The organism is Mesorhizobium sp. KACC 23794 (genome assembly GCF_052180275.1).
Lineage (GTDB): Bacteria > Pseudomonadota > Alphaproteobacteria > Rhizobiales > Rhizobiaceae > Kumtagia.
Window position 1 is genome coordinate 5,965,907 of sequence record NZ_CP197465.1, and the last position, 24,273, is coordinate 5,990,179.

A 24,273-nucleotide genomic window follows, 5' to 3' on the forward strand; every position below is an offset into this window, starting at 1 on the left:
ACACAGCGGAGGCAAAACACGTGGCGACCAAACTTAACCCGGACAAGGCCCAAAGTGGCGGAACTGCCGTTCAGGAGACCGAGGATTTCTCGGCGCTGCTGAAGCAGAGCTTCAAGCCGCGCAGCGAACGCGCCGCGACGGAGGTCGAGAATGCCGTCAACACGCTGGTCCAGCAGGCGCTTGCCGACACGACCCTGATCAAGGACGATGTGCTCGACACCATCGACGAGATGATCGCGCGCCTCGACGAGAAGCTGTCGGAGCAGGTCAACGAGATCCTGCACAACGAAACCTTCCAGCAGATCGAGGCCGCCTGGCGCGGGCTTCACTACATCGTCTACAATTCCGAGACAGACGCCACCCTGAAGCTGCGCGTGCTCAACGTCTCCAAGCAGGAACTGTACCGCGACCTGCGGCTCTATCCGGATGCGAAGTGGGACCAGAGCCCGCTTTTCAAGGCGGTCTACGAGCAGGAATTCGGACAGCTCGGCGGCCACCCCTACGGCGCACTGATCGGCGACTACCATTTCGACCATTCGGCAGTCGACATCCGGCTGCTGCGGGACCTGGGCAAGATCGCGGCGGCGGCGCATGCGCCGATGATTTCGGGTGCGGCTCCCGGCCTGATGGGCATGGATTCCTGGACCGAGCTCTCCAATCCGCGCGACCTCAGCAAGATCTTCGATACGCCTGACTATGCGGCCTGGAAGTCGCTGCGCGACTCCGAGAACTCGCGCTATGTCGGCCTGTGCATGCCGCGCGTGCTTGCCCGCCAGCCCTACGGCGCCAAGTCGCTGCCGGTCGAGGAGTTCAATTTCGAGGAACAGACCGACGGCCATACCGGCCAGAAGTATTCCTGGATGAACGCCGCCTACGCGATGGCCGCCAACATCAACCGCGCCTACAAGGAATATGGCTGGACGGTCCGCATCCGCGGCGTGCAGTCGGGTGGCGAGGTCATCAACCTGCCGACCCACACCTTCCCGACCGACGATGGCGGCGTCGACCTGAAATGCCCGACCGAGATCGCCATCAGCGACCGGCGCGAGAACGAGCTTTCCCGCTCCGGCCTGCTGCCGCTGATCCATCGCAAGAACACCGACAAGGCGGCTTTCATCGGCGCGCAGTCGCTGTACCGGCCCAAGAAATACGACAAGGAAGAGGCCACGGCCGCCGACAATCTGTCGGCCCGTATCCCCTACATGTTCGCGATTTCGCGCTTCAGCCACTACCTCAAGTGCATGGTGCGCGATCAGATCGGCGAGACCAAGGAGCGTCTGGAACTGGAGCGCTGGCTGCAAGGCTGGATCAACCAGTATGTGGACGCCGATCCGGCAAACTCGTCGAACATAACGAAAGCGCGCAAGCCGCTCGCGGCGGCCCGCGTGGACGTTTTCGAAGATGCGGAGAACCCCGGATTCTACGGGGCACGTTTCTATCTACGCCCGCATTTCCAACTGGAAGGCATGGATATCGGCATGAGTCTGGTCTCGCGACTGCCCGCAAAGGCGGAATGATCGCAATCCCTTCGCCGGGATCCAGAGCACTCACAACAACGAACAGCCGCTGACGCGCTGTTTCAACTGTCAGGAGGACTGCTATGGCGCAAGACATGTTTATCAAGATTGGCACGCTCAAGGGCGAAGGCCAAGACAAGGAATTTCCAGGCTGGATCGATGTCCTCGCCTGGTCGCTCGGCGGTTCGCAGAGCGGCACGGCCAGCCAGGGCGGCGGCATGGGCGGCGGCAAGGTGAACCTGCAGGATTTTTCCTTCACCAAGTACACCGACATCGTCACCCCGAAGCTCTGGGGCAAGATGTGCACCGGCGAACACTATGACGTCGTCGAGTTCAAGGCGCGCAAAGCCGGCGGCAAGCCGTTCGTGTACCTTGAGATCAAGATGGAAGACGTGATCGTCACCAGCGTGTCGACGGGTGGCAGCGGCGGCGAAGACCGCACGACCGAGAACGTCACTCTGAACTTCAAGAAGTTCAAGAAGAAGTACAATCAGCAGTCGAAGTCCGGCGGTCTGGAGACCAGCGACGACTTCACGTTCGATATCGCCAAGAACGCGCAAGCGTAAGGTTCGCAATAGCCTGTCCTTCGCAGCGTGCGCGTATCCGCCTCCCCCCTCCGGGGAGGCGGAACTGCCGGCCCGCAGGGACCGGCAGTTGCTTTTTGGTGATGACCCCGTCGACCCAACGGATGAGTGGGTATGCGAAAAGCCAGGAATGAGGGCCACTACCAGGCTCCTCTGATGTCTGCATTCCGGGAAGCCTTCGAGGCTCACGACGCAAGGGACAACGCCGTTCGCGTCGTCGATGGCGAGCGGGTAATCGAGGGCCGCAACTCGCGGCAGCGCCGCAGCGACGAGCCGGCGCTGAAGCGCGACCTTTCGGTCGATCTCGTCGCCTTGCTCAACACGATCAACCTTGCCTCGACCATCCCGCTCGACGGGCTGGACTACGTGCGCGATTCCGTCCTGAACTACGGCCTTCCCGACATCACCCACCTGACCAGCGAGGAAGTCGGCGTCGACGGCATCCGCGACCAGCTCGCTCACGTGCTCACCACCTTCGAGCCGAGGCTGATCTCCGAGACGATCAGCGTCGACAAGGAGATCCGCACCAACGAGGTCGACCAGCGTGTGCAGTTCACCGTTGCCGGCGAGATGTTCTGCACGCCGGTCGATGTCGCCGTGAACTTCGTCGCCGAACTGGAGATCAGTTCGGGCAAGGTCAACCTGACCCGGCTTCCGGCGTAGACCCGCGATGAACCGCGACTTCCTCGATCTCTACCAACTGGAGCTGAAGCAACTCTACGAGAAATCGAAGCAGTTCGCGGAAGAATATCCGGGCGTGGCCCGCCGTCTCGGCGGACTGATCGAGGACAAGATGGACCCCGGCATCGCCGGCCTGCTCGAGGGCGCGGCTTTCATGGCGGCGCGGGTCCAGCTCAAGATCAAAAGCGAGTTTCCCGAATTCACGGCCGCACTGCTCGATCAGGTGATACCCGACTATCTGGCGCCGATCCCGTCCGCCGCCCTCGTCGAGGTGGCGCCGGCCTTCGATGACGGCAACCTCAAGGGCGGCATCAATTTCCCCGCCGGCTCCTATGTCGACGCCGTCTATGTCGAGCAGCAAAAGCGCATCTCCTGCCGCTTCCGCCTGTGCAATGCGCTGACCATCTGGCCGCTGCATCTGGAAACCGCGCAGTATTTCGCCGCGCCGCCGCCCCTGCAGGCGCTCGGCCTGGAAATCCTTCCCGGCATCGCCGCCGGCTTGCGGCTCGGTTTCCGCCGCAGGACGACGAAACTCACCGACGACCGGCCGGGCATCACGCCGCCCGGCGCGCCGGTCAGCGCCCTCCCGCTCGATGTGCTTCCCGTCCATCTGGTCGGCACCGAGGTCGATTCCGTTGCGCTCTACGAACAGATCTTCGCCAACTGCCGGCGCGTGACGCTGCGCTATCTCGACGAGTTCGGCGACCCGCGCTTCGTGCCGCTGCCGCCCGACCTGATCCAACAGATCGGCTTCGAGGAAGGCGATTCATTGTTCGGCCAGCATGGCCGAGTGTTTGCCGGCTTCTCGCTGCTGCGCGATTTCTTCGCTTTCCCTCAGAAGTTCGTCGGCTTCCGACTCGAGGGGCTGCGCAAGGCACTCGGCCAGGTCAAGGCGAACGCCTTCGACCTCCTCTTCGAGTTCGACGCCTCCATCCCGCGGCTGGCCTCGGTGGTGAAGCCGCGCAGCTTTTCGCTCTACACGGCGACCATCGCCAACCTGTTCGAGATGCAGTGCAGCCGCGTGCCTATCCGCCGCAACGAGGCGGAGCATCATGTCGTGGCCGACCGCAGCCGTTGGATGGACTACGAGATCTACCGCGTGCTCGACGTCTTCGCCCACTACAGCGGCAGCAGCGAGAAGGTGCGGACATTTCCGCTCTACAGCCTGCCGACCGACAACACGCCGCTTGCCGACGCGCTGTTCCACACGACGCGCCGCCTGCCCCGCCGTGAAACCGTCCAGGAACAGCGGATCGGCGCCAGGACCAGCTATGTCGGTTCCGAGGTCTTTCTCTCCCTGCGCGAGCCGGTGAAGATCGACGAGAAGGACCGGGTGCGCGAACTCAGCGTCCGGGCGCTGGTGTCCAACCGGCATCTGACCGAGCAACTGCCGGTCGGCGAGGCCGGCACGGACTTCCACCTTGCTGACGACACGTCGCTGCCGCTGCGCTGCCTCGCCGGACCGACGGCGCCGCGCGAATCCGTGCTCGCCATCGAGCGCCGCCACCGCACGGGTGCGCCGCCCGGAGCAATCGCCTGGAAGCTGATCAACCTCCTGTCGCTCAACCATCTCGGCCTGACAGATCGCAATCCGCAGGACCGCGCCGGCGGCCTGCGCGAATTGCTCGGCTTGTTCGCCGATATGTCGGACGTGGTGACAGAGCGGCGCATCCGCGGCGTTTTGGGCGTGTCGAGCCGGCCGATCACACGGCGGCTCAGGCAAGCCAATGGCTTCAACGCGGCGCGCGGCGTCGAGATCACGGTCAAATTCGACGAGCGCGCCTTCGAGGGCAACGGCATCATGGTGCTGGGCGCGGTGCTCGACCGCTTCTTCGCCGAATACACCTCGATCAACAGTTTCACCGAGACGGTGATCGAGTCGGCGCAGCGCGGCATCGTAAAGCGCTGGCCGCGCCGCGCCGGCAATGGCGAGCCGCTATGAGCTATCGCGACGATCTGCGTGCCGATCCCTACGCCTTCGACTTCTTCTCGACCATGCGTGAGTTCGAGCGCTCCAGCCCGGATAAGCCGCGCATCGGCGAGAACAGGGTGCTCGCCGAGGAGATCGTCAGTCTCGGACAGGATCCCTTCCTCGAATTCCCCGCTTCCAACCTCAGCGGCTATGAGGTTGCGCCCGACGGTTCGCCGAAGATCAGAACACGTTTCCTCGGCTATTTCGGCCCGCAAGGCGCGCTGCCGCTCAGCACGACCGTCGAGGCGCACCATTGGTCGTCGCAGCGCGACCAGTCCTACGTGCATTTCACCGACATCATCTCCAACCGCTTCCTGCAACTGTTCTTCCGGGTGTGGGCGGATGCGCGGCCGATCGCCCATGCCGACCGGCCTGAAGACGACCGCTTTTTCAACTATGTCGGCTCCTTCGCGGGCGTCGGGACCGATGCGTTCCTCGGCCGCGATTCCGTCGAGGACATCGCCAAGGTCTCGTTCGCCGGTCTTACGGGGTCGCGGATCAAGAGCGGGGTCCGGCTTCGGCAATTGGTCGAGAGCATATTGCAGGTCAAGGCCGAGATCGAAGAGCGGATCGGAAGCTGGCTGGTGTTCGAACCCTCCGACCAGATGGCGCTGGGTTCACGCCATTCCGGGCTCGGCGTCGATGCAGGGCTCGGCGTGCGTTCCTACAGCATCAACGACAAGATCCGCATCAAGATATCAGCCACCAGCCTGGAGCAATACAAAAGACTGCTGCCGGCCGGAGAACTTTCCGAAATACTGACCGATCTCGTCTTCTATTATCTTGGTCACCGGTTCGATTTCGACGTAGAGCTGGGCCTCGATGCACGCTTGGCGCCGCCGGTCCGCCTCGGTGTCTCCGGCGAGCTGGGCTGGACATCCTGGATGGCGCCAAAAAAGCCCGACGAGGGCGAAACGATCTATCTCAGCGACGCCCGCTTCGATCCGATGGAGCGGCGACGCGAGGCAATGTCACGAGACGCGAAAACAGCGGCGCGGAAATAGAGCCTGCACGGGAGGACGCCAATGAGCGACATCAGCCTTGAAACGGTGACCGGAAAGCTCAACCGGGTCGGCTACGACGCCTTCATGCAGGCCCTGCGGCAGGCGAAGGGCGCCGGCAACCGCAACCTCGAACTGGCGCACTGGATGTATCACATCCTCGCCAACGACCGCTCCGACATCTCGCTGACCGTCGACCATTTCAAGCTCGACAAGGCCAAGCTGCTGAAGGACCTGGCCTCGGCCATAGACGGTTTCCGCAAGCAGGAAACCGAGATGCCCGGCATCTCGACGCAGATCACCGACAGTCTTGACCGCGGCTGGTACTACGCCACCCTGTTCTTCGGCGAGACGCAGATCCGCACCGGCCACCTGCTGATCGGCATCCTCAAATCGCGCGAACTGCGCCGCGCCCTGCAACAGCTTTCGGCGCAGCTCAGCCAACTCAACGACGACATCATCGCCGCCGAATCGCGAAAGATCTGGGGGCAGTCGGACGAGGAGAATCTTCGGCCGATGGACGGCTCGGGCCTTTCCGCGCGGCCGGCCGGCGCTCCCGCCGGCGACACGCCGGCTTCGCGCGGCACGACGGCGCTCGACCGCTTCTCCGTCGACATGACGGCCGCCGCGGCAGCCGGCAAGATGGACCCGGTCGTCGGCCGCGACGACGAGATCCGCCAGATCATCGACGTGCTGATGCGCCGCCGTCAGAACAACCCGATCCTCACCGGCGAGGCGGGCGTCGGCAAGACGGCGGTGGTCGAGGGCTTTGCCCAAAGGCTTGCCGACGGCGACGTGCCGCCGCAGCTCAAGGGCGTGCGGCTCTGCGCGCTCGACATCGGCCTGATGCAGGCCGGAGCATCGATGAAGGGCGAGTTCGAGCAGCGCCTGCGCTCGGTCATCGACGAGGTGCAAGCGTCGCCGACGCCGGTCATCCTGTTCATCGACGAGGCCCACACGCTGATCGGCGCCGGCGGCGCGCAAGGCACCGGCGATGCGGCCAACCTGCTGAAGCCTGCGCTGGCGCGCGGCACGCTCAGAACCATCGGTGCCACCACCTGGGCCGAATACCGCAAGTATTTCGAAGGCGATCCGGCGCTGACGCGGCGTTTCCAGTCGGTGAATGTCGACGAACCGTCGATCGAGAAATGCACCTACATGCTGCGTGGCATTCTGGAGCCGATGGAAAAACATCACGGCGTGCGCATCTCCGACGAGGCGGTGGTCGCGGCGGTGTCGCTGTCGGCGCGCTACATCCCCGCCCGCCAGCTTCCCGACAAGGCGGTCAGCCTGCTCGACACCGCCTGCGCGCGCGTCGCCATCAGCCAGTCGACCACGCCGGCCGCCGTCTCCGACGTGAAAGCCTCGATCGAATCGCTGCGCAAGGAACTCGTCGCGCAGGAACGCGAGGCCGAACTCGGCCGCAACGACGCCGAACGCATCGAGGAGTTGAAGGAAGAGATCAGGGAGACCGAGGCGAAGCTCGCCGACCTCGATGCGCATTTCGCCCGCGAAAAAGGCATCGTCGACGAGATCATGCAGTTGCGGGCGAAGCTGGCGAAAGCATCGGAACCGGCCGCCGACTCCGTCCACGGCGCGACCGCCAACGATAACGCCGAAGCCATCGCCGCGAACGACGATTCGTCCGTCGCCGCGCCGACTGACCCGAAGGCGGAACTCGGCGGAAAACTCTCACAGCTCGACGAAATCCATCCCGACAGCCGCATGATCTATGCCCATGTCGACGAGCAGGCCGTGGCGTCGGTGGTCTCCGACTGGACCGGCATTCCGGTAGGCCGCATGGTCAAGGACGAGGTGCAGACGATCCTCCAGCTTGCCGACATCATGGGCAAGCGCGTCGTCGGCCAGTCGCACGGCCTGTCGATGATCGCCAAGCGCATCGAGACCAACCGCGCGAAACTCGACAATCCGAACAAGCCGATCGGCGTGTTCATGCTTTGCGGCCCCTCGGGCGTCGGCAAGACCGAGACGGCGTTGGCGCTGGCCGAGTCGCTCTATGGCGGCGAGCAGAACATGATCACCATCAACATGAGCGAGTTCCAGGAGGCCCACACCGTTTCCGCGCTGAAGGGCGCTCCTCCCGGCTATGTCGGTTATGGCGAGGGCGGCAGGCTTACCGAAGCGGTGCGTCGAAAGCCCTACAGCGTGGTGCTGCTCGACGAGGTCGAGAAGGCCCATCCTGACGTCCACGAACTGTTCTTCCAGGTCTTCGACAAGGGCCAGATGGAGGACGGCACCGGCCGGCGCATCGACTTCAAGAACACGCTGATCATCCTGACGTCGAATGTCGGCACCGAGGTGATCATGCAGATGGCCGAGGAAGGCAAGACGCGGCCCGACCCGGAAATGCTGAACCAGGCGCTGCGCCCCTCGCTGCTGCAAGTCTTTCCGCCGGCCCTGCTCGGCCGCCTGGTTACAATCCCCTATTTCCCGTTATCCGGAGACATGCTTGGCGGCATCGTTCGGTTACAACTCAATCGGATAAAAAAGCGGATCGAAGAAAACCACGACGCAGAGTTCACCTACACGGACGCCGTGGTCGAGCATATCGTATCGCAATGCAGGGACCCGGATTCGGGGGGACGCATGATCGATAACATCATCACCAACACGCTCCTGCCCGAACTCTCCCGGCATTTCCTGAACCGCGCGATGGAGAAGCAGGAGATTTCGCGCGCCGCTGTCGACATCAAGGACGGCGACTTCGCCTACGAGGTCGGGTAACGCCCGGCTTCGGACAGAGTTTCAGTGCATGGATCGGGCAAGGCCCGCGCTTCTGGTGCGGGATGGATAGGTCATGGCTTGAGAATGGCGGCATGCGCGTCGAAACGCGCTGCCCGGGAGCGGCTGGAATGAGAACTTGGGTCGCGATCGCCGTTTTCTGCATGAGCCTGCTCGGAGGCATCAACGGATATGGAGGCGTCGGCATGAACCAGGCGAGCGGCGGCGAGCACGCATCCCTCAAATATTATCCCGACGCCGTGTTGTCGGCGACCGACGGCGCGACCGGGGTGACACTGTCCGTGGAACCGGACGGTCGCACGCTGGTGGCCAAGGACAGATCGGGAAAAACGCTGTGGCAGACCGACGTTCTCGCCGCGGCAGGAAAACCAGGCACCGGGTTTCCAGCCATTCGAAGCGTCGCTGTAGACGCCGGCAAGGCAAGCCTCATCGTCGGAAAGACCATGACGGTGGAAGTCGACCTGAAAACCGGAAGCGTCACCGTGCTCGGCGAAAACTGAGCACGGACATTCGCGAGGTTCGGACTTTTGCCACGACCGTGGATCGCGATCCCCGGCGCGCGAGGAGGATGCCATGTATTATGAGGACGTCAAGATAAAGCCCCGCGACACGATCTCGGAGCTTATCGAAAAATACGGTCACAAAGGCTCGAAATGGCCGACCATCTGGGACGACCCCAAGAACAGCGCGCTCAAGGCGAAGCGTGGCAAACCCGAGCGCATCCAGGCCGGCGATGTGTTCAACATACCCATTCCATGGAAGATCACCAGCAAATCGGTCTCGGTCGTTCCCCGCACGCGGGTCAAGTGCGACGCCGAACGCGACGGCGTCAGAGGCACGCAGCTGGGTTGGGTGCAGACGGTCGATCAGAGCAATCAGCCCATCGGCGGCACGACGCAACAATGCGTCGACGCCTGTCCGCCTGACGACGCCGATCCGTTTTACTGGACAAGCGCCGAACTCGTCACGGACCCCACCTTGCACAAGCGTTTCGTAGACACGCCGTCCCGCCCCCCGCCGACTGTGGCGCAAGGTACGACCAGGTGGCGCGCAATCCTCTCCTTCGTGGTGTTCACCGAACAAAGAGTGACGATCGTGGAGTCCTTCCTGTGGGGCTTTGACCTGACGCCCGCCGGTGTCATCACGGCGGTAGCGCCCCGGGCGATCACCGCCGCGGAAGAGACGTCGCATCTGGCCCTGCTGGCTGCGGGCACCGGCACCGGCGGCGCCTTCTCCGGCGCGGGATGGACATTCCGAAAAGCGCCTTGACATCTCGGCCAGGTTATCTGGAACCAGGGCGGACTGCGGGCTGGACACTCCCTGCCGCTTGTTCGATACGCCCGAAAACTCATCGTGGACGGCCCAAAAAAGGCTCCGTGCGAAGCTCACAACGCGCTCTTCGCGGCGCATGCGCGACAACTCCATGAAATTGCGTCGCCTTTCGCGCTTCACGCGAGATCGGATGGGGCAAGTGTAAGGGCCTGCCGTCACGTCTGGTCGGCGGCCGCGATCGCCGCGACCAGCGCCGTGATCGCCGCCTTGTAGGCGACGAACTCCGGCGACGTCTTGGCGACGTTCCTCGTCTCGACCACGGGCGCTGAAGGCACCGCCGATGCGCCGCGGCCGCGCATCTTCGCCTCCGCCCAGGCCTTGACGTAGCTCACCGTCCTGCCGGTCAGGAACGGATTCGCTGATATCACCGACTGGCCGAGCACCACCACGAGATCCTGGTCTTCGCCGGCCGAAAGCACGGTATTGGCCCCCTCCATGCCGAGGAAATGGCAGAGATAGAGCCGTCCCGCCGTGATCTCGTGGCCGCGGGCGCGCAGATAGGCCTCGCCCTCCTGTGCCAGCCGCCGCACCATCTCGCGCGAGATCGTCGGGTCGAAGCGCAGCGCCAGCACCTCCGCCCGCGACAAGGAACGAGCCAGATCGGGCCGATAGGTGTTGATCATGCGGATCCAGGTGCCGTCGATGAACTGGCCGAGACCCGTTGCCGACGACAGCGGGTTCTTGGCGGTGGCGCTGCCGCCGCTCTCCACCCGGATGATGCGGTCAACCAGAAGCTCCACCGCCGCGTCGCCTGTGCCGGCGGCCACCGCCACCGCTGGCGTCTCCAGCGGGTTGATCGCCTCGTTTCCCGCATAGAGCTCGAAATGCAGGTGCGGTCCGGTGGAAAGACCCGTCGTGCCGACATAGCCGATCAGGTCGCCGGCCTTGACCGCCATGCCTTGCGACAGCTTGGCGGCGAAGCGGGAAAGGTGGGCATAGCGCGTCTCGCGCCCGCCGGCATGGGTGATGCGCACGACGTTGCCGTAACCCTCGCCGTCGCCGTAATAGGCGATGGTGCCGTCGAAGGCCGCGAAGACCGGGGTGCCGACGGGCGCCGCCCAGTCGACGCCCTTGTGCACCCTGACCTCGCCGAGGATCGGATGCTTGCGCGGGCCGAAAGTGGAGGTCATCACGCCATTCACCGGCGTCACCATGCCGTTTGTCACGGTCAGCGAATAGACCTGATCCTCCTCGGTCACGCAGGCGAAATCGTTCGACCCGGAAGGCCGAAAAACGAAACACTCGATGTTCTTCTGGTCGCCGCGCACCGCCGCATAGAGCACCCGGCCGGAAGATCCGTCCACGCCGCGCCCGCTGGCCGAATAGACAAGCACCAGCCGGTCGCCCTGGGTGGCGAAGGCGTTCAGGTCCTGTCCGCGCGACAGGAACATGATCGCCTCGCCGATCACGCTGGTGGGAACGTTGTTGCGCACCGCGGTCGAATAGATCGCGTCGAGCAGCCTGTACTGCCGTTTCAATCCCGCCTGCTCGTCCTGCCCTGAATAATGCAGCAGGTCCTCGCGCACCCAGGGGTCGGTGCCCGCCACGAACTTGCCGTCGTCGGCGCGTGCCAGCGTGCCGATATATTGGGCATCGGCATAGATGGAGACCTGCATGAGCGACAGGCCAGCTGATTTGGGACCAGTCTTCAGCCCGCGCATGGCAACGACATAGCCGGCATCCAGCTGTTCCTTGCCGAACAGCGCCTTCAAGGCTTCGCCGGCAAGTTTCGCGTCGTCGGCGCTGAAGCGGTGTTCGAGCACGAGGCTGTCCAGCGTACGCCGCCCCAGCACCTTGTCGACGAAATCCTCGGTGGCCGCGGCGCGCTGGCTCTCCGGCGTCACCGTCGCCACCATCGTGTTGTTCTCGATGCGATTTTTCTTGAAGGCCGGAAGGTTCTCCTCGCCGTCGCTGATCGTCTCGCCCCAGCCGGCCGCCGGGTCGGAGAACGCCGCCTCATCTGCCGGTGTCTCGACATCCGGCGGCGGCTCGGCGGGTTGCCCGGATGCTGCGCCGGAAGCATCGGCTGCCGGTTCGCCCGCCGCCGGACCGGCGGGCACGTAAGCCGTGCGCTGCGCCTGGAAAAACGCAAAATCCTCCGGGCTGGACGGGATCGTCGTCATCAGCCGCTCGCTGCTCGACAGCATGACGTCGGACAGGATCTCGATCGTCTCGGGGACGCCCGGCTCCACCAGGTCGGCGGGCTTCGGCACCTCGCGCACGCGCGGTAATTGCGAAGGGTCGGTGCCGATGGTGATCGACATCGGATCGCCGGCAAGGTCGACGATGGCCGGTACGAAGACCGGCACGTCGGCGTCGGTCTGCCCGGTGTCGACCTCGACAAGGTCGTTGTCCAACCCGTCGATCGTCCATTTGTCGGCGGTGAGATAGACGCCAACGGCGATACAGGCCGCAGCGAATACCCCCGCCACACCGGCCAGCTTGACGAGGCGCAGCTTTCGTCGCCTGGCGGCCGCCGCCTCCTTCTTCTTCCGAAAGCTGGAATCGATGTTGTGCATCGCGAACTAGGCGCCGCATCCGGACGACGCGGTCATTGCAGGCCGCCCGTTCCGAGGAACAGCGTCCAGCGCTCGGTCTTCTGCGTGTCGACCTCGAAGAACGGCGCCGCCTTGTGGCCGCGCGTCCAGCACTCCTTGTCGCCGCGTATGATGAAGCGGCGCGTGCCGATGCACATCGAGGTCGAGCCGTTGAGCAGCGGCTGGCCGAACACATCGGTGGCGTAGATGTAGATATATCGGTTCGTCAGTTCGTCGCGAATGACATTGACGCACTGGTTGGCGCCGACCGTCCACCAGCCCTCTGTCTGCCAGAAGGCGTCGGCCGCCTCCTGCACCTCCTGCCCGACCGCGAGATTGACGACGTCGAGCGTCTGGTTGCACACCGTGAACTCGGCCCGGGCAGTTCCGCCGAGGAACAGGGTCAGGAAAACGGCGAGGAAAGCTGCCGCGAACCAGTTTGCCTTGTGCGCACGATCCCGTTCCACCTGCAGCCTCGCAGCAATACCTGGCAACCCTACAAGCCGGTAAAGGAATATCCAATCGGCCGGACTTTTTTTTGACATCGACCGCCGTCTTAACTTCAAATGGTTTCGGGCACGGCTTTCCTTCCATCCATCGGCGCTCGATGCTGGACTAATCCACGCGAGGGTTTAATTTCGCGGACGGGTTGGCGCAAAAGGCGCCAAGGACTGGCGGAGTGAAGAATCATGGCGTCGAAGACGACGGGAAAGATCATTTTGGCGGCAGCGGCTTTCGGGCTGTCCGCCACCACGATGGGATGGGCGCAGGAACGGTCGATCTCGATCGAACTCAACGACGCGAGCAATGTGGACGGCGCCTGCCGCCTGGTGTTCGTGGCGGTCAACAAGAGCGGCGTCGTGCTGGACAAGACATCCTATGACGTCGTCACGTTCGACGCGACCGGAAAGGTCGGCAAGTCGCTCACCTTCCAGTTCGGCCGGCTGCCGGTCGGCAAGACCAAGGTGGTGCAGTTCGACCTGCCAGGGCAAGCCTGCGACACGATCTCGCGGCTGCTGGTCAACGACATCTCCGAATGTTCGGTCGACGGCAAGGCGTCCGACACCTGCATCGACGCGCTGGCGACCACCACGCGCACCACGATCGAGTTCGGCCTGTGAGTTTCACGCAGGCCGACACTGCCGGCGCCGGGCGAGCCAGATGATTCAGGTGCTCACCGAACAGTTGTCTTCGTCGGGCGGGCCGGTGCTGGTCGCGCTGCTCGCCGTTTCGATCGCGGCCGTCACCATCTCGATCTTCAAGGCGCTGCAATTCGCGCGCATGGGCGTGGGCCGCACCGCCGGCACGGAGGCGGCGCTCACGCGCTGGGCGAATGGCGAGTTCGACGATGCCGTCCGCCGCGCCCGCGCCGACAAATCGCCGGCTTCGGCGGCAGTCGCCGGCGCGATGATCTCGCTGCTCAACTATCCGGCCGACCGCGACAGGGCGCGCGAGGTCGCGGCGCATGTCGCGCTGCACCATCTCAACACCATGTCGAAGCACCTGCGTTTTCTGGAAACCGTGGCGCAGGCCGCCCCCATGCTCGGCCTGCTCGGCACTGTCATCGGCATGATCTCGGCCTTCGGCGAATTGTCGGCTAAGGGGGGCGCCATTGATCCGTCGGCGCTCGCCGGCGGCATATGGGTGGCGCTGATCACCACCGCGGCCGGGCTTTCGGTGGCGATCCCGGTGTATTTTCTGTCCATGTGGTTCGAGGCGCGAGTCGACCACGAGCGGTCCTACATGGAAGCGGCGATCGCCAAGACGCTGTTCAGCATCGCGCCTGTCGAGCCGACCGAGGTGGAGCCGGTCGCCGAGATCTCCTACGGCCTGCCGCGCGCCACCGTTCCTGCGTCGCTCGGAGGATAGGCCTTGGCCGATCACACGGGCACCATCCTGCCGAAACATGTCCGGCGCCGGCGCCCGTCCTTCGTGCTGACGTCGCTGATCGACGTGATCTTCCTGCTCGTCATCTTCTTCATGGTCTCCTCGCAGATCGTGCCCTATTCGCTGCTGCCGCTCGGCCCGATCGCCGCCGAGGGCGGCCAACGCGAGCCGGCCGCGGCTGAAAGCGCGACGCCGCCCGTCGCGGTCCGCATCCTGGCGGGGCGCATCATGATCGGCGGCGAGAGCATGCCGCTGTCGGAGGTCGCCGAGAGACTGAAATTGCTGAAGTCGAGCGGCATCACCGCGGTCCTGCTGACGCCCAGCGCCACCGCCACCGTCCAGGACGTCGTGACGGTGCTGGAAGCGAGCAAGGACGCCGAGATCGCCAGCGTGACCGTGCTCGGCGGGCGGAGCCCCGCTCCATGAAGATCATCCCGCTTCCCGCGCCGAGACGGCACAACGATTTCACGCTGGCGATGATCAACATCGTCTTCCTGCTCCTGCTGTTCTTTCTGACCACCGGCAGCCTGATCAATCCCGAGGAAAAGCAGTCGACCATTCCCTTCACCCGCAACCTGCCGCTGGAACGGCTGCCGCGTCCCTTGCTGCTGATGGAGGGCGATGGCTCCCTGTTCCTCGACGGGCGCGCCATTTCGCGGGACGGCCTGGTCGAAGCAGCCCGCGCGGCCATCGACGCGACCGGCCGACCCGAAACGCCGCTCAGCCTGCTGGCGCAGCGCGACATGGCGGCCTCGGGACTGCTCAATATCGCCGAAACCTTGCGGGCGGCCGGACTGGGCCTACAGATCGTCACGCTCCGCGAGCCGGCCGAGGCCGGCGCGGTACCATGAGCGCCGCCTCGCCCTTCAGCTTCTGGGCGATTGCCGCTGCCGGCTCGGTGGCGCTGCACGGCGCGCTCGGCATGGCGCTCTACGCCATGCCGATGCCGGAGAAGAAGAAACCCAGCTATACCGAGATCGACATCGCCACCTTGGCCGCAGGCGGCGCTCCGCAACTCGCCACGCCGGAGAACGTATCGATCATCGACGCCGGACAACCTGCCCTCCTGGTGCAGCCTCAGGCTTCGACACTGGCAGCGAAAGAGGCAGGCACAGCGGCGGAGGCTGTCCGCGCACAGCCTGTCGAGGCGCGCGCGCCGGAGACCTCTCCCAGCGAGAAAGCTGCGCCAGAGGCAATTGTCCCGCCGAGCCTGGGTGGCGATGTGATTGCGCCCAAAATAGATACGGCCGCGACGCCCATCCCCAATGCCGCCGAAATGACCGTCGCAGCCACCGAAACCGCCCCGGACACAGCGGAAAATGTCCAGGAAACGGAGGCTGCGACGGCGAGCGATGCCGCGCCGGTCATGCCGGAATCACCCTCGGACACAACAGTCGCCGCCTCGCCGGCGGAAACCAGCGAGAGCGCGGCGAAATCGACCCGCGAAACAGTGGCCGTCGCGGGCGTCGAGCCGGCGGCACCGCTCTTGCCCACGGTTTCGGAAGCCGCGCCGAAAGCGTCCGAGACCATCGACGCAATAGCCTCGATCAATCCCGCGACGCCGTCGATCGCGGCCAACCCCACGACGGAAACCGTCGAGACTGTCAGTCCGATTGCGCCGCAGGTGGGAACGCAGCCGCTTTCAGCGCATGCGGAATATGCTGAAACCCCGACCAGTGACGCTCTCAGCGTGTCGAATACAATTGCCCCGACGGCTCAAGCGGCCCCATTGGCCGCGACCAACCGCGTGAGCGAAGCTTTGAAGACCGCCACGCCGGCGGTTCCGCTCGTGAAGACGCCACCACGTTCTGAACAGCCCGTGGCGACGTCGACGGGCACCCCAATCGTCGCGGTAGCGCCGGTTGCAACGCCCTCCGGCGGAACGGCAACCGGAGCGGCTGGCGTTGCCAGCGCAATACGTCCAACCGAAAGCGCTGCTCCGCTGGGATCGACAGGCGTAGCGGGCGTGACGAACAGTCCCGCGGTCGCGCCGGCAGCGACCGTCGTCGCCCTGCTTCCGCGGCCTGATGTGCTGACCGACGGAGAGGTCACGGACGGACCGACATCGGGAACGCTGCGTGTCGCCGAGTTCCTTGTGACCCACAAAGGCGACGATTGCATGCTGGCGCTGCCGGCGAGCATCAGCCCGACACAGGCGTCGATCCAGGCCTACGCGGTCGCCCCCGAAATGGTGGCGAGGCTGGGCACGGAATATGAGCGGATCTCCGGCTTCACGCTCGAGGCGGATACGCGGACGGTGTCGGCGGCCCAATGCGGAGCCCTGGCCTTCGCCAGAAACCTCGCACAATATCCGAACTTCCCTCTGCGCGTCACCCTGGACGAGCCCTCGATCGAAAGCGGGCATGACCTTTCCGGCATTATCTCCGGCCTGCGCAAGGACACGCTCTACCTGATGGTCGTCGACGACGATGGCAAGGCCGAACTCGTCGGCTCCTATTCCGGCCAGCGCGGACCGCTGATGCCCTTCGCCGCGCCGATGACGCTGACGGACGGGCCGGTCTCCGCGGTGCAATTGCTCGTCGCCATCGCCTCGGACGGCCCGTTGAAAACCATCCCGACCCGGCCAGGAATGCCGGCGGAACAATATTTTTCGAAGCTCGCCACGGAAATCATCACCGGCAACCGCTCCATCGCCTACGGCATAACCTCGTTCGTCGTGCGGTAGAGCGAGAAATAATCTTATATCGCTCTTGCTACCCGCGGATGCGAAAATAGCGGGCTGTGGCGGCCGCATCCATCTGCTTCGAGCCCACCTCGTCCACGATGCGCGGCAGAAGTTCGGAGGCCGGGATCGGATCGGTGATCTTCATCGCGTCGAGCGGCTGGGACGTCGCGAAGGCGAGTAGCACCTCTGGAACCGGGCTCTTGTCGCCATCCTTGTCGGCGCCGAGGCCAAGCGCGATGCTGAACTTCGCGATGTCGCCCTGACGCTGCAGGATACGGTCCAGATTGTGCGCGATGCCGTCATGGTCGATCAGCAGCAGATAGGTCTGCCGCGAGGGCAGCATCTGTACCTCGCCGCTCATCGGATCGCGGTCGACGAGCTCGTACTTGACCAGTGAAAGGTTGGGCGGATTGCCCGAGCCCTGCGCCATCCGGCTCAGGAACGCGGTGACCGGGCATTGCTTCGGCCGGATCAGGCGCACGCCGATATCGGGTTCGCTGCGGAAGCGGCCTGTGAAGTCGTTGAGCAGGCTCTTGAAGGCATCGACACGCTCGCCAAAACCTTCGATCGCGGTCTTCTCGCCATTCACCGAGGTCGCGGTCGCATAGAAACAATCCCCGCCGGAATAGTCCTTCAGCCAGGCAAGGCGCTCGGCGGCGACATCGACGCCCACCGGCCCGATCGGCGTGTCGGGTTTGATGTCGGGCTTGTTGTCCGGCTGCTGCCCGCTCTGGCCGGCGTCCTGCTTCTGGCTGTCATCGGTCGTTTCGGGTTTCTGCGTCGTGCCCCCGTCCACCGGCGGTTTTTGCTCCGCATCGGGCTTGGTGGTCACATTGTCCGGCTTTTTCTGAACCGTGTCGTCGGTCTTTGGTACGGTCGTGTCCGTATCGGTCGTCTTCTTGTCTGCGTCGGGTTTTCCGTCCGGCAGCTTTTCCTTGTCTTCGAGCGGCGGCAAGGCCGGCCCTGGGCGAAAGCCGTCGAGGAGACCGCCATACCAGGCGCCGCCGGCAGCACTCGCCACCACCGCCAGCACGGCGACGGCGATCAGGCCGCCGCCGGATCGGCCACGGCGATGCTCGGTCGACGACGGCGCCTGCGCCCGCGGCAGCAGTTCGGGTATCGCGATCTTGGCCGGCCCGAGATAGGGACCGAACGGGCTTTCGCTCGACGGCTCGCTGGCGGCAGGGGCGATCGCCGTCGCCACGGCCTCGGGCGACGGACCGGCCCGCGTCAGCGACGGTATCTCGGTTTCCCCGCCGATGCGAACCGCCGGCGCCACCGGCGGGATGGTCGCCGTGAATGTCGGCTCGCTCGGCCACGTCGCTTCACGCCTGGGTGCGACAAGCTCCCCCAGCTCGGCCATGCCCGCCGGCCGATTGCGCGGGTCCGGCTGCAACATCGCTTCCAGAACGGCCCGCAGACCGGGTTCGACCGCCGACAGATCGGGAACGACGCGCCGTTTTTCGATCACCTCGACCTGGCTGCCGCTCATGTCGAGCGGCCGGCCGAGCAGCACGGCCGCCATCACCAGGCCAAGGCTGTAGATGTCGGATTTCTCGGTGACCTCCGCCCCGTACATGCCAAGCTGTTCGGGGGAAACGAAATTGTATTTTCCGGCGAACACCCCGCCGAGCAGCGTCTCGCCACCGACCGTCGCCGAACGCGCGATGCCGAAATCGATGATCTTGGCCCGTTCGACCTTGCCGCCAGGTAGGATGATGTTGTCGGGCGAAAGGTCGCGGTGGATGATGCCGGCCTCATGGGCCGCGGCCAGGCCGGACGCAAGCCTTGAAAGCAGCACGCGCGCTTCGGCTGGTGCCATCGGACCTTGTTCGAACATGTCCACAAGCGACAGGCCGTCGACGAACTCCATGGCGAGATACGGCCTGCCGATCGCCTGGTCGATCGCGAAGACATGGTAGCGGACGATCGCCGCGTGCGAGAGGTGGTTGAGGATCGACGCTTCCTTGCGGAACAGCGACAGGATCATGGCGTCGCGCGCGAACTCCGGCAGCACGATCTTGATCGCCACCGGATCGCCGGTCTGGATGTTGTGGCCCCGAAACACCTCGCCCATGCCGCCGGCGGCGATGCGCTCGTCGAGTTCGTAAGTGCCGCTGAGTTGGGTGCCGACCGCGACGCTTTCCGGCAGCGCCATCAGCATGGTCTTCTCGTCAGCCGCCATTGGCGATACCCGCTCCGGCGCGCGGCGCAAAGATGCGGCCGTCCTCCGCGAAGACCGACGCCTCCTGGCACCTGACGACGATGACGGTCACATTGTCGGTGCCGCCTCGCTCCAGCACCATCTCGACCAGCTTGCGGCACGCGGCCTCAGGCTCGTCCGATATGACCGCGTCGCGGATTTCAGCTTCGCTGGCATGCGCGGTCAGCCCGTCGCTGTTGACGACGAAGACGTCCCCCGGCTGGATGCGGCCGAGTTCGATGTCGACCGCCACCTCCTCCTCCGCGCCCACCGCCCGCGTGATCACGTTGCGTCGTGGCCAGACGCGGGCTTCCGCCGGGGTGATGACGCCGCGATCCAGCAGTTCCTGCACTTCGGTATGATCGTGCGAGAGCTGTGTGATCTGCCCGCCCCGCACCAGGTAGACGCGGCTGTCGCCGATCCAGATGCAGGCGAACTGCCGCTCGAAGGTCAGGAGCGCGGCCACGGTCGAGCCGATCGTGGTGCCGCCACGGGATTGGGCGATCGACCATATCTGCGCGTTGGCGCGGCCGATGCGGTCCTCGAAGCGGGCGCGCAGGTCCGGTGCGGAACTGGCCACGCCGATGGTCGCCAGATGCTCGACGATGCAGGAGGACGCCACCTCTCCGGCATCGTGGCCGCCCATGCCGTCGGCCACCAGCCACAGGCCGCTGCGCGGCGCCATCAGCAGGCGGTCCTCGTTGAGCTCCCGCACCTTGCCGGGATTGCTCAGGCCGAAACTCTCGAAGCGAATGCCGGGGTCGTTCACGTGTCCTCACCCGCGCTGAGCGCTCTCGTCATTCTGTCACAATACGCAGCATGCGCGTATGAAAATAGGGGTCGGGCAGACCGTTGCGCGCATGCAGCACCGGCCCCCGCTCGTCATTGCCGGGCACCCACCAATAGCTCCTGCCGCGCGCCACCTGCCGATAATCATCCTCGAATATGGCGGCAAGAAAGCTCGGCGTGTCGGTGTCCTGGCCAGCGTTCCACAAAGGCCCGCCCTTGAACACGCTACGGCGGGCATTGGGCGCCAGCCTGTCGAGCGTCGGCGGCGGCAGGCCGGCCAGGACGGAGTCCACGGCGGGCGCAGCACCCTCCTCCAGTACCCCCAGCAGCCTGGCCTCGACGGCCGAAAACCATTTTTCCTGCGGCGCATAGGAGGGCGGCGGCAGGCTCTCGCCCGCTTCGCAGATGTAGATCGCAAGCAGCGGGAAAAACCGCCCGATGCCGTCGACGGAGGGCATCAGCGCGCCCGCGCAGTTCGCTCCCAGCACCTCGGCCCCGATCCAGAAGCGCCAGATCGGCGCGACCAGGTAAAGCTCCTCCCAGCCGCGCCCCAGTTCGCTGCGGCTCGCGGCAACCGCCGTCTGCAGCCAGGTCTCCAGCGGCGAAAGCACGTCTTCGGAAATACCGAAAGAGATGAAGTCGCGTTTCTGGGGGAGCTTTCCGAACAGACCGAAGCCCATCTCGCGTCAGATCCCCGCTGGACAGGAGAACTGCGTGAGGGCAGGCAGGAAGAACGGATTGTTGGCCGATCCGACCTGGATCGTATAGGCGACGTCACGGCCACCGATGACGAAGCGCGCCCGCATGCCGTCCGAGGTCTGCGATACCGAGCCGTATTCGAGAAGCCGCATGAACGCCCAAGGCCCCTCGGTAAGCACGGCCGAGACGCGGCCGGGAATTTCCGGCGTCAGCGTGACACTCACGGTGCCACCCGCCATGCTGCCCGGCCACTGCATCGATACCGGTAGCCCGCCGGCCTGCTGGCTCTGGACGATCTGGCCGTTGACGTTCATCAGCGCCATATCCGCCTCGCCATTCAGCGAAAACGGCGTGATTGTCAGGCTGACGGACGGCATCACGCCGCCCTGCGCGAAGAACGCGTCGCGGATCTCGGCGGCGCGCTGGAAGTCCTTGAGCGTCGTCTTCGACAACTCGCGGCCAAGCCTTGTGTCTTCCTTCCACACCCAGTCCTTGCCCGACATGTCGGCCAGCGGCGCCAGGTTCTGCGCGAAGAAGCGGTCGATGACGCCGTTCGGCGCGAAGATGCGGGCGAAATCCTGCATCTGCACATCGCGCTCGCTGTCCTTGGCAAAGGGATAGCGGTTGGAAATGACGGAGTCGCAAGCGCGCGTCACCGTGCTGTTCAGCATCTGGTTCAGCTGCGCCAGCGAATTGCCGGCGGCATCGCCCTCGAAATCGTCGACCGCGGCGTTGACCATGCGCGCCACCGGACGCGGCAGCCGCGAGGCGTTGGCGCGCAGATTGACCACCTGCATCTGCATGTTGGCGTTGGCGCGATCGGCCTGCGACGGGTTGGTCGCCGCAAGCACCAGGCTCTGGTAGACCTCGTAGAAATTCTGGATCAGCGCGTCGATCGGCCGCTTTCCGGGATCGCCCTTGACCAGTTCGTGGAACGGCCGGAACTGCGCCTCGATGTTGGCGCCAGGCACCTGACGCGCCGAGCTATTACCCGCGAACGTGTCCCCTGCCCGGCTCTGCGACTTCTTCATCGCCAGCTCGATGCCGATGCGCGCCAGCCCGGTCGCCCGCGACGCGGCGCGGTCGGCGGCATATTTGGCGATGGTCTGCGCCGCGTCGGCCGCATCCGCGTTGATGGTCGGCAGGTCGCCGGCCAGTTCCCCTTCCGCCGGCTCGCGGGTCAGCTGCGTCTCCAAGCTCACCGCCTCGAAAAGCTGCCTTATCGGCGAGTTCGGCGACGCGGCGGCCGAGAGCGAAACATATTGAGGCTTGTCCGCCGACATCGACTTCAGCTTGAGATTGTCGAGCACCGCGTTCCAGGCATCGACGAAATCCTTGCCGTAGCGTTCGATCAGCACCGGCCCGAGCTGGCCGAACTGCTCATCGATGCCCTTCTGCTCGGCAAGCTCTCCCATCACCCATTTCTCGCCCTCGATCTTGTCGGCGACCGCGGCGAGTTGCGGAATGAAGAAGTCCTGGAAGCCGGCATAGGTGTAGAAGCCGGGCACGACCACCTTGTCGAGTTCGGTGCCGTCGACCGTCTCGAACACCAGCGCCGCGTCCGGCCCGCCACGGTCTACGACCGAGAAATTCTCGATGGGCGCCGAATAGGAGGCCGTCTTGATCAGCGCATAGGCGCGGTCGGCCATGTTCATGCGCGCCAGCGAACGCTGCGCCGATTCGACCAGCGGGCCGTTCAGGTCGAAGGTCGGCTTATGGCTCGCTCCGAGGTCCAGCATGGCGCGCAGATGCTGCACGAGATCCTCGCGCAGACTGCGGTTGTTGGGGCCGGGATAGAGGTTCTCCTCCCAGTCCTTGCGCATCCAGGTCACGACAAGGTCGTCGTCGACCTTCGGCGCCTTGCCGCCGAGCATCAGATAGACCTTCAGTGTTTCGTACAACGCCAGCGGGTCGTTCATGCCCGCTTCGATCTGGCGTTCGAGGCGAAGGATGAGACGCGAGCGGAACATGCGCTCCAGCGCCTGCCGGTAAGTCGTCTCCGCCGCGGAGACCAGGCGGCCGCGCTGGGCGAGGCCAAAGCTCTCGCGCATCGGCGTCGACTGGTCGCGGTTGTCATAACCGACGGGCATGGTGCGCAGGATGTCGAGCACGCCGGCGACATTCGACAGTTCGACGTCGGCGACGGTGTTGGTCTTCATGTAGCCGGCGGCATTGACGCGGTACTGTTCCGCGGCGCTGTCGGTGGACGCGATCAATGACTTGTTGCTGGCGAAGCTGATGCCCCAGGCGCTGAGCAGCCCGACCGCGACGATGCCGATCGCCGCGAGCGCGCCGTACCGCAGGATCGCAGCCCGGCGCACCGCGCCCATGTCGCGCGACACCCAGCCGGCCTCGGCGAAGATCACCTTGGTCAAGAGGTCGCGCAGGAAGAAGCTCTTGCCTTGGCCGGACAGTTGCGAGGCGTGCGCCGTCTCGCCAAAACTGCGGCCGATCGAACCGAGCACCTGGTCGATCGGCGTTCCCTCCTGCGTGCCGGAGGAGAAATAGAAGCCGCGCAGGTTGGCGTTCACCTGATAGCGCGTCGGCTCGAAGATGCGGTTCAGGAAATCGGCGACACGGTCCTTGAGCAGCGCGAACTGCGCCGGAAACCCGAAGATGGCGATGCGGGCGATCGGGTCGGGCTCCTCGTGCAGCCGATCGGCCTCTTCCTCGGTCAGGCGGCGAACGAGAAGGTCGAACTCGGCCGGCACCTCGCCGACCATGTTCTTCTTGCGGTCCTCGGTCTGGAAGGTGGCGCCCCACACCTTGCGGCGGCGCGATTCCGTGAAGTTACCGAAATATTCGGCGAAACCGGCGATCAGGTCGGCCTTGGTGAAAAGCGCATAGACGGGGAAGTCGATCTTGAGTTCCTGGTGAAGTTCGAGCAGGCGCTTGCGGATCGCGGTCGTGTGCTCGGCGAGTTGCTGGCCGTCGAGTTTCAGCAGGTCCTCGACACTGATCGCCAGGATGACGCCGTTGATCGGCTGCTTGGCGCGCTGGGCCTTGAGCAGCGCCAGGAAAGACAGCCAGCTCTTCTTGTCGACCTCGCCATCCGAATCCTGCGTCGTATAGCGGCCGGCCGTGTCGATCAGCACCGCTTCCTCGGTGAACCACCAGTCGCAGTAGCGCGTGCCGCCGGTGCCTGCCACCGCCTTGCCGCCATCGGCGCCGGCCAGCGGAAACTTCAGGCCGGAATTCACCAGCGCCGTCGTCTTGCCGGCGCCGGGAGGTCCGATGATGATGTACCAGGGCAGGTCGTAGAGGTAATTGCGCTTGCCGCTGGAGCGTTTCAGCGTCTCCAGCGCCTCGGTCATGCGCTCGCCGAGAATCTTGCCGTCGCCCTGCCTGCCCTCGCTTTCGGCAAGCGCCGCCTCAAGCGCCTTCGCCGCCCGGCGTCGCAGCCAGTAGCGGATGCCGTAGAAGCCGCCGACAATGGCGAACACGATGAGGATGATAAGGAGCCGCACCCAGACCGGATCGAACGGGCGGATGTCCTCGTAGCCGATCAGCGGGCCGACAAACCAGACGATCGCCGCGAATGCCACGAGGCCGATTACGATCGCTGCCCTGAGGAGCCACTTCTTCATGCGCCGCCAGCGCCTCGCCCAAATCCCGCCGGCAC

The 24,273-nt window shown here is 65.0% G+C and carries 19 protein-coding genes; 13 read left to right on the forward strand and 6 right to left on the reverse strand.

Translation table 11 applies throughout. The features are described 5' to 3' along the window. The first annotated feature begins 20 nt into the window (after positions 1 to 20). The 8 genes from tssC to ACSBOB_RS29030 all read left to right on the forward strand — a co-directional run bounded on the left by tssC (position 21) and on the right by ACSBOB_RS29030 (position 9,787). Entirely contained in the window at positions 21 to 1,517 is a 1,497-nt protein-coding gene (gene tssC / locus ACSBOB_RS28995) for a type VI secretion system contractile sheath large subunit (protein ID WP_442579483.1), read from the forward strand. A gap of 95 nt (positions 1,518 to 1,612) precedes the next feature. Then, entirely contained in the window at positions 1,613 to 2,083 is a 471-nt protein-coding gene (locus tag ACSBOB_RS29000) for an Hcp family type VI secretion system effector (RefSeq protein WP_442579484.1), read from the forward strand. Positions 2,084 to 2,215: 132 nt separating this feature from the next. After that, positions 2,216 to 2,764 (forward strand): type VI secretion system baseplate subunit TssE, encoded by a 549-nt coding sequence (tssE, locus tag ACSBOB_RS29005; protein WP_442579485.1) that lies wholly within the window; start codon positions 2,216 to 2,218, stop codon positions 2,762 to 2,764. 7 nt (positions 2,765 to 2,771) lie between these two features. Further along, complete coding sequence (gene tssF / locus ACSBOB_RS29010) at positions 2,772 to 4,724, forward strand: type VI secretion system baseplate subunit TssF (protein ID WP_442579486.1); 1,953 nt, start codon at positions 2,772 to 2,774, stop codon at positions 4,722 to 4,724. Continuing rightward, positions 4,721 to 5,758, forward strand: a complete 1,038-nt coding sequence (gene tssG, locus ACSBOB_RS29015) for a type VI secretion system baseplate subunit TssG (RefSeq protein ID WP_442579487.1) — start codon at positions 4,721 to 4,723, stop codon at positions 5,756 to 5,758. The genes tssF and tssG overlap by 4 nt, the downstream gene beginning before the upstream one ends. A 21-nt stretch (positions 5,759 to 5,779) precedes the next feature. Then, positions 5,780 to 8,500 carry a type VI secretion system ATPase TssH gene (gene tssH, locus ACSBOB_RS29020; RefSeq protein ID WP_442579488.1) on the forward strand — a complete coding sequence of 907 codons (2,721 nt, stop codon included), beginning with the start codon at positions 5,780 to 5,782 and terminating at the stop codon, positions 8,498 to 8,500. 128 nt (positions 8,501 to 8,628) lie between these two features. Next, positions 8,629 to 9,018 carry a hypothetical protein gene (locus tag ACSBOB_RS29025; RefSeq protein WP_442579489.1) on the forward strand — a complete coding sequence of 130 codons (390 nt, stop codon included), beginning with the start codon at positions 8,629 to 8,631 and terminating at the stop codon, positions 9,016 to 9,018. Between the two features lie 73 nt (positions 9,019 to 9,091). Then, a complete protein-coding gene (locus ACSBOB_RS29030; RefSeq protein WP_442579490.1) occupies positions 9,092 to 9,787 on the forward strand; it encodes a hypothetical protein in 696 nt (231 codons plus the stop codon). A gap of 218 nt (positions 9,788 to 10,005) precedes the next feature. On the opposite strand, the gene ACSBOB_RS29035 is transcribed toward ACSBOB_RS29030, so the two are convergent. Both ACSBOB_RS29035 and ACSBOB_RS29040 read right to left on the reverse strand, forming a co-directional pair. Further along, positions 10,006 to 12,369, reverse strand: coding sequence for a peptidoglycan DD-metalloendopeptidase family protein (locus tag ACSBOB_RS29035; protein WP_442579491.1), 2,364 nt, complete (start codon positions 12,367 to 12,369; stop codon positions 10,006 to 10,008). A gap of 32 nt (positions 12,370 to 12,401) precedes the next feature. Next, positions 12,402 to 12,854 (reverse strand): DUF1036 domain-containing protein, encoded by a 453-nt coding sequence (locus tag ACSBOB_RS29040; protein WP_442579492.1) that lies wholly within the window; start codon positions 12,852 to 12,854, stop codon positions 12,402 to 12,404. Positions 12,855 to 13,076: 222 nt separating this feature from the next. On the opposite strand from ACSBOB_RS29040, the gene ACSBOB_RS29045 reads away from it, so the two are divergent. From ACSBOB_RS29045 to ACSBOB_RS29065, 5 genes are read left to right on the forward strand one after another with little or no spacing between them, the layout of a single operon-like run. Beyond that, positions 13,077 to 13,508 carry a hypothetical protein gene (locus ACSBOB_RS29045; protein WP_442579493.1) on the forward strand — a complete coding sequence of 144 codons (432 nt, stop codon included), beginning with the start codon at positions 13,077 to 13,079 and terminating at the stop codon, positions 13,506 to 13,508. A 40-nt stretch (positions 13,509 to 13,548) separates the two neighbouring features. After that, the gene (locus ACSBOB_RS29050; protein WP_442579494.1) at positions 13,549 to 14,256 is read left to right on the forward strand and encodes a MotA/TolQ/ExbB proton channel family protein; all 708 of its coding nucleotides are present in this window, start codon (positions 13,549 to 13,551) and stop codon (positions 14,254 to 14,256) included. Positions 14,257 to 14,259: 3 nt separating this feature from the next. Beyond that, entirely contained in the window at positions 14,260 to 14,700 is a 441-nt protein-coding gene (locus ACSBOB_RS29055) for an ExbD/TolR family protein (RefSeq protein ID WP_442579495.1), read from the forward strand. Then, a complete protein-coding gene (locus ACSBOB_RS29060; protein ID WP_442579496.1) occupies positions 14,697 to 15,125 on the forward strand; it encodes a biopolymer transporter ExbD in 429 nt (142 codons plus the stop codon). The genes ACSBOB_RS29055 and ACSBOB_RS29060 overlap by 4 nt, the downstream gene beginning before the upstream one ends. Next, complete coding sequence (locus ACSBOB_RS29065; protein ID WP_442579497.1) at positions 15,122 to 16,960, forward strand: hypothetical protein; 1,839 nt, start codon at positions 15,122 to 15,124, stop codon at positions 16,958 to 16,960. Before ACSBOB_RS29060 ends, ACSBOB_RS29065 begins: the two co-directional genes overlap by 4 nt. 28 nt (positions 16,961 to 16,988) lie before the next feature. Here ACSBOB_RS29065 and ACSBOB_RS29070 read toward each other — a convergent pair whose 3' ends face one another. From ACSBOB_RS29070 to tssM, 4 genes are read right to left on the reverse strand one after another with little or no spacing between them, the layout of a single operon-like run. Continuing rightward, on the reverse strand, positions 16,989 to 19,145 hold the full coding sequence (locus ACSBOB_RS29070) for a serine/threonine-protein kinase (protein ID WP_442579498.1): 2,157 nt from the start codon (positions 19,143 to 19,145) through the stop codon (positions 16,989 to 16,991). Next, positions 19,135 to 19,932, reverse strand: a complete 798-nt coding sequence (locus ACSBOB_RS29075) for a PP2C family protein-serine/threonine phosphatase (RefSeq protein WP_442579499.1) — start codon at positions 19,930 to 19,932, stop codon at positions 19,135 to 19,137. The genes ACSBOB_RS29070 and ACSBOB_RS29075 overlap by 11 nt, the downstream gene beginning before the upstream one ends. Positions 19,933 to 19,960: 28 nt before the next feature. Beyond that, positions 19,961 to 20,632 carry a type VI secretion system-associated protein TagF gene (gene tagF, locus ACSBOB_RS29080; protein WP_442579500.1) on the reverse strand — a complete coding sequence of 224 codons (672 nt, stop codon included), beginning with the start codon at positions 20,630 to 20,632 and terminating at the stop codon, positions 19,961 to 19,963. A 6-nt stretch (positions 20,633 to 20,638) separates the two neighbouring features. Continuing rightward, positions 20,639 to 24,238 carry a type VI secretion system membrane subunit TssM gene (gene tssM, locus ACSBOB_RS29085; RefSeq protein WP_442579501.1) on the reverse strand — a complete coding sequence of 1,200 codons (3,600 nt, stop codon included), beginning with the start codon at positions 24,236 to 24,238 and terminating at the stop codon, positions 20,639 to 20,641. Between the last annotated feature and the right edge of the window lie 35 nt (positions 24,239 to 24,273).

Coding starts and splice junctions, on each gene's coding strand:
- ACSBOB_RS29025 (WP_442579489.1), top strand. CDS start 8,629: ATGAGAACTTGGGTCGCGATCGCCGTTTTCTGCATGAGCCTGCTCGGA.
- ACSBOB_RS29060 (WP_442579496.1), top strand. CDS start 14,697: ATGAAGATCATCCCGCTTCCCGCGCCGAGACGGCACAACGATTTCACG.
- tssG (WP_442579487.1), top strand. CDS start 4,721: ATGAGCTATCGCGACGATCTGCGTGCCGATCCCTACGCCTTCGACTTC.
- tssE (WP_442579485.1), top strand. CDS start 2,216: ATGCGAAAAGCCAGGAATGAGGGCCACTACCAGGCTCCTCTGATGTCT.
- ACSBOB_RS29000 (WP_442579484.1), top strand. CDS start 1,613: ATGTTTATCAAGATTGGCACGCTCAAGGGCGAAGGCCAAGACAAGGAA.
- ACSBOB_RS29035 (WP_442579491.1), bottom strand. CDS start 12,369: ATGCACAACATCGATTCCAGCTTTCGGAAGAAGAAGGAGGCGGCGGCC.
- tssF (WP_442579486.1), top strand. CDS start 2,772: ATGAACCGCGACTTCCTCGATCTCTACCAACTGGAGCTGAAGCAACTC.
- ACSBOB_RS29070 (WP_442579498.1), bottom strand. CDS start 19,145: ATGGCGGCTGACGAGAAGACCATGCTGATGGCGCTGCCGGAAAGCGTC.
- ACSBOB_RS29030 (WP_442579490.1), top strand. CDS start 9,092: ATGTATTATGAGGACGTCAAGATAAAGCCCCGCGACACGATCTCGGAG.
- tagF (WP_442579500.1), bottom strand. CDS start 20,632: ATGGGCTTCGGTCTGTTCGGAAAGCTCCCCCAGAAACGCGACTTCATC.
- ACSBOB_RS29045 (WP_442579493.1), top strand. CDS start 13,077: ATGGCGTCGAAGACGACGGGAAAGATCATTTTGGCGGCAGCGGCTTTC.
- tssM (WP_442579501.1), bottom strand. CDS start 24,238: ATGAAGAAGTGGCTCCTCAGGGCAGCGATCGTAATCGGCCTCGTGGCA.
- tssH (WP_442579488.1), top strand. CDS start 5,780: ATGAGCGACATCAGCCTTGAAACGGTGACCGGAAAGCTCAACCGGGTC.
- ACSBOB_RS29050 (WP_442579494.1), top strand. CDS start 13,549: ATGATTCAGGTGCTCACCGAACAGTTGTCTTCGTCGGGCGGGCCGGTG.
- ACSBOB_RS29065 (WP_442579497.1), top strand. CDS start 15,122: ATGAGCGCCGCCTCGCCCTTCAGCTTCTGGGCGATTGCCGCTGCCGGC.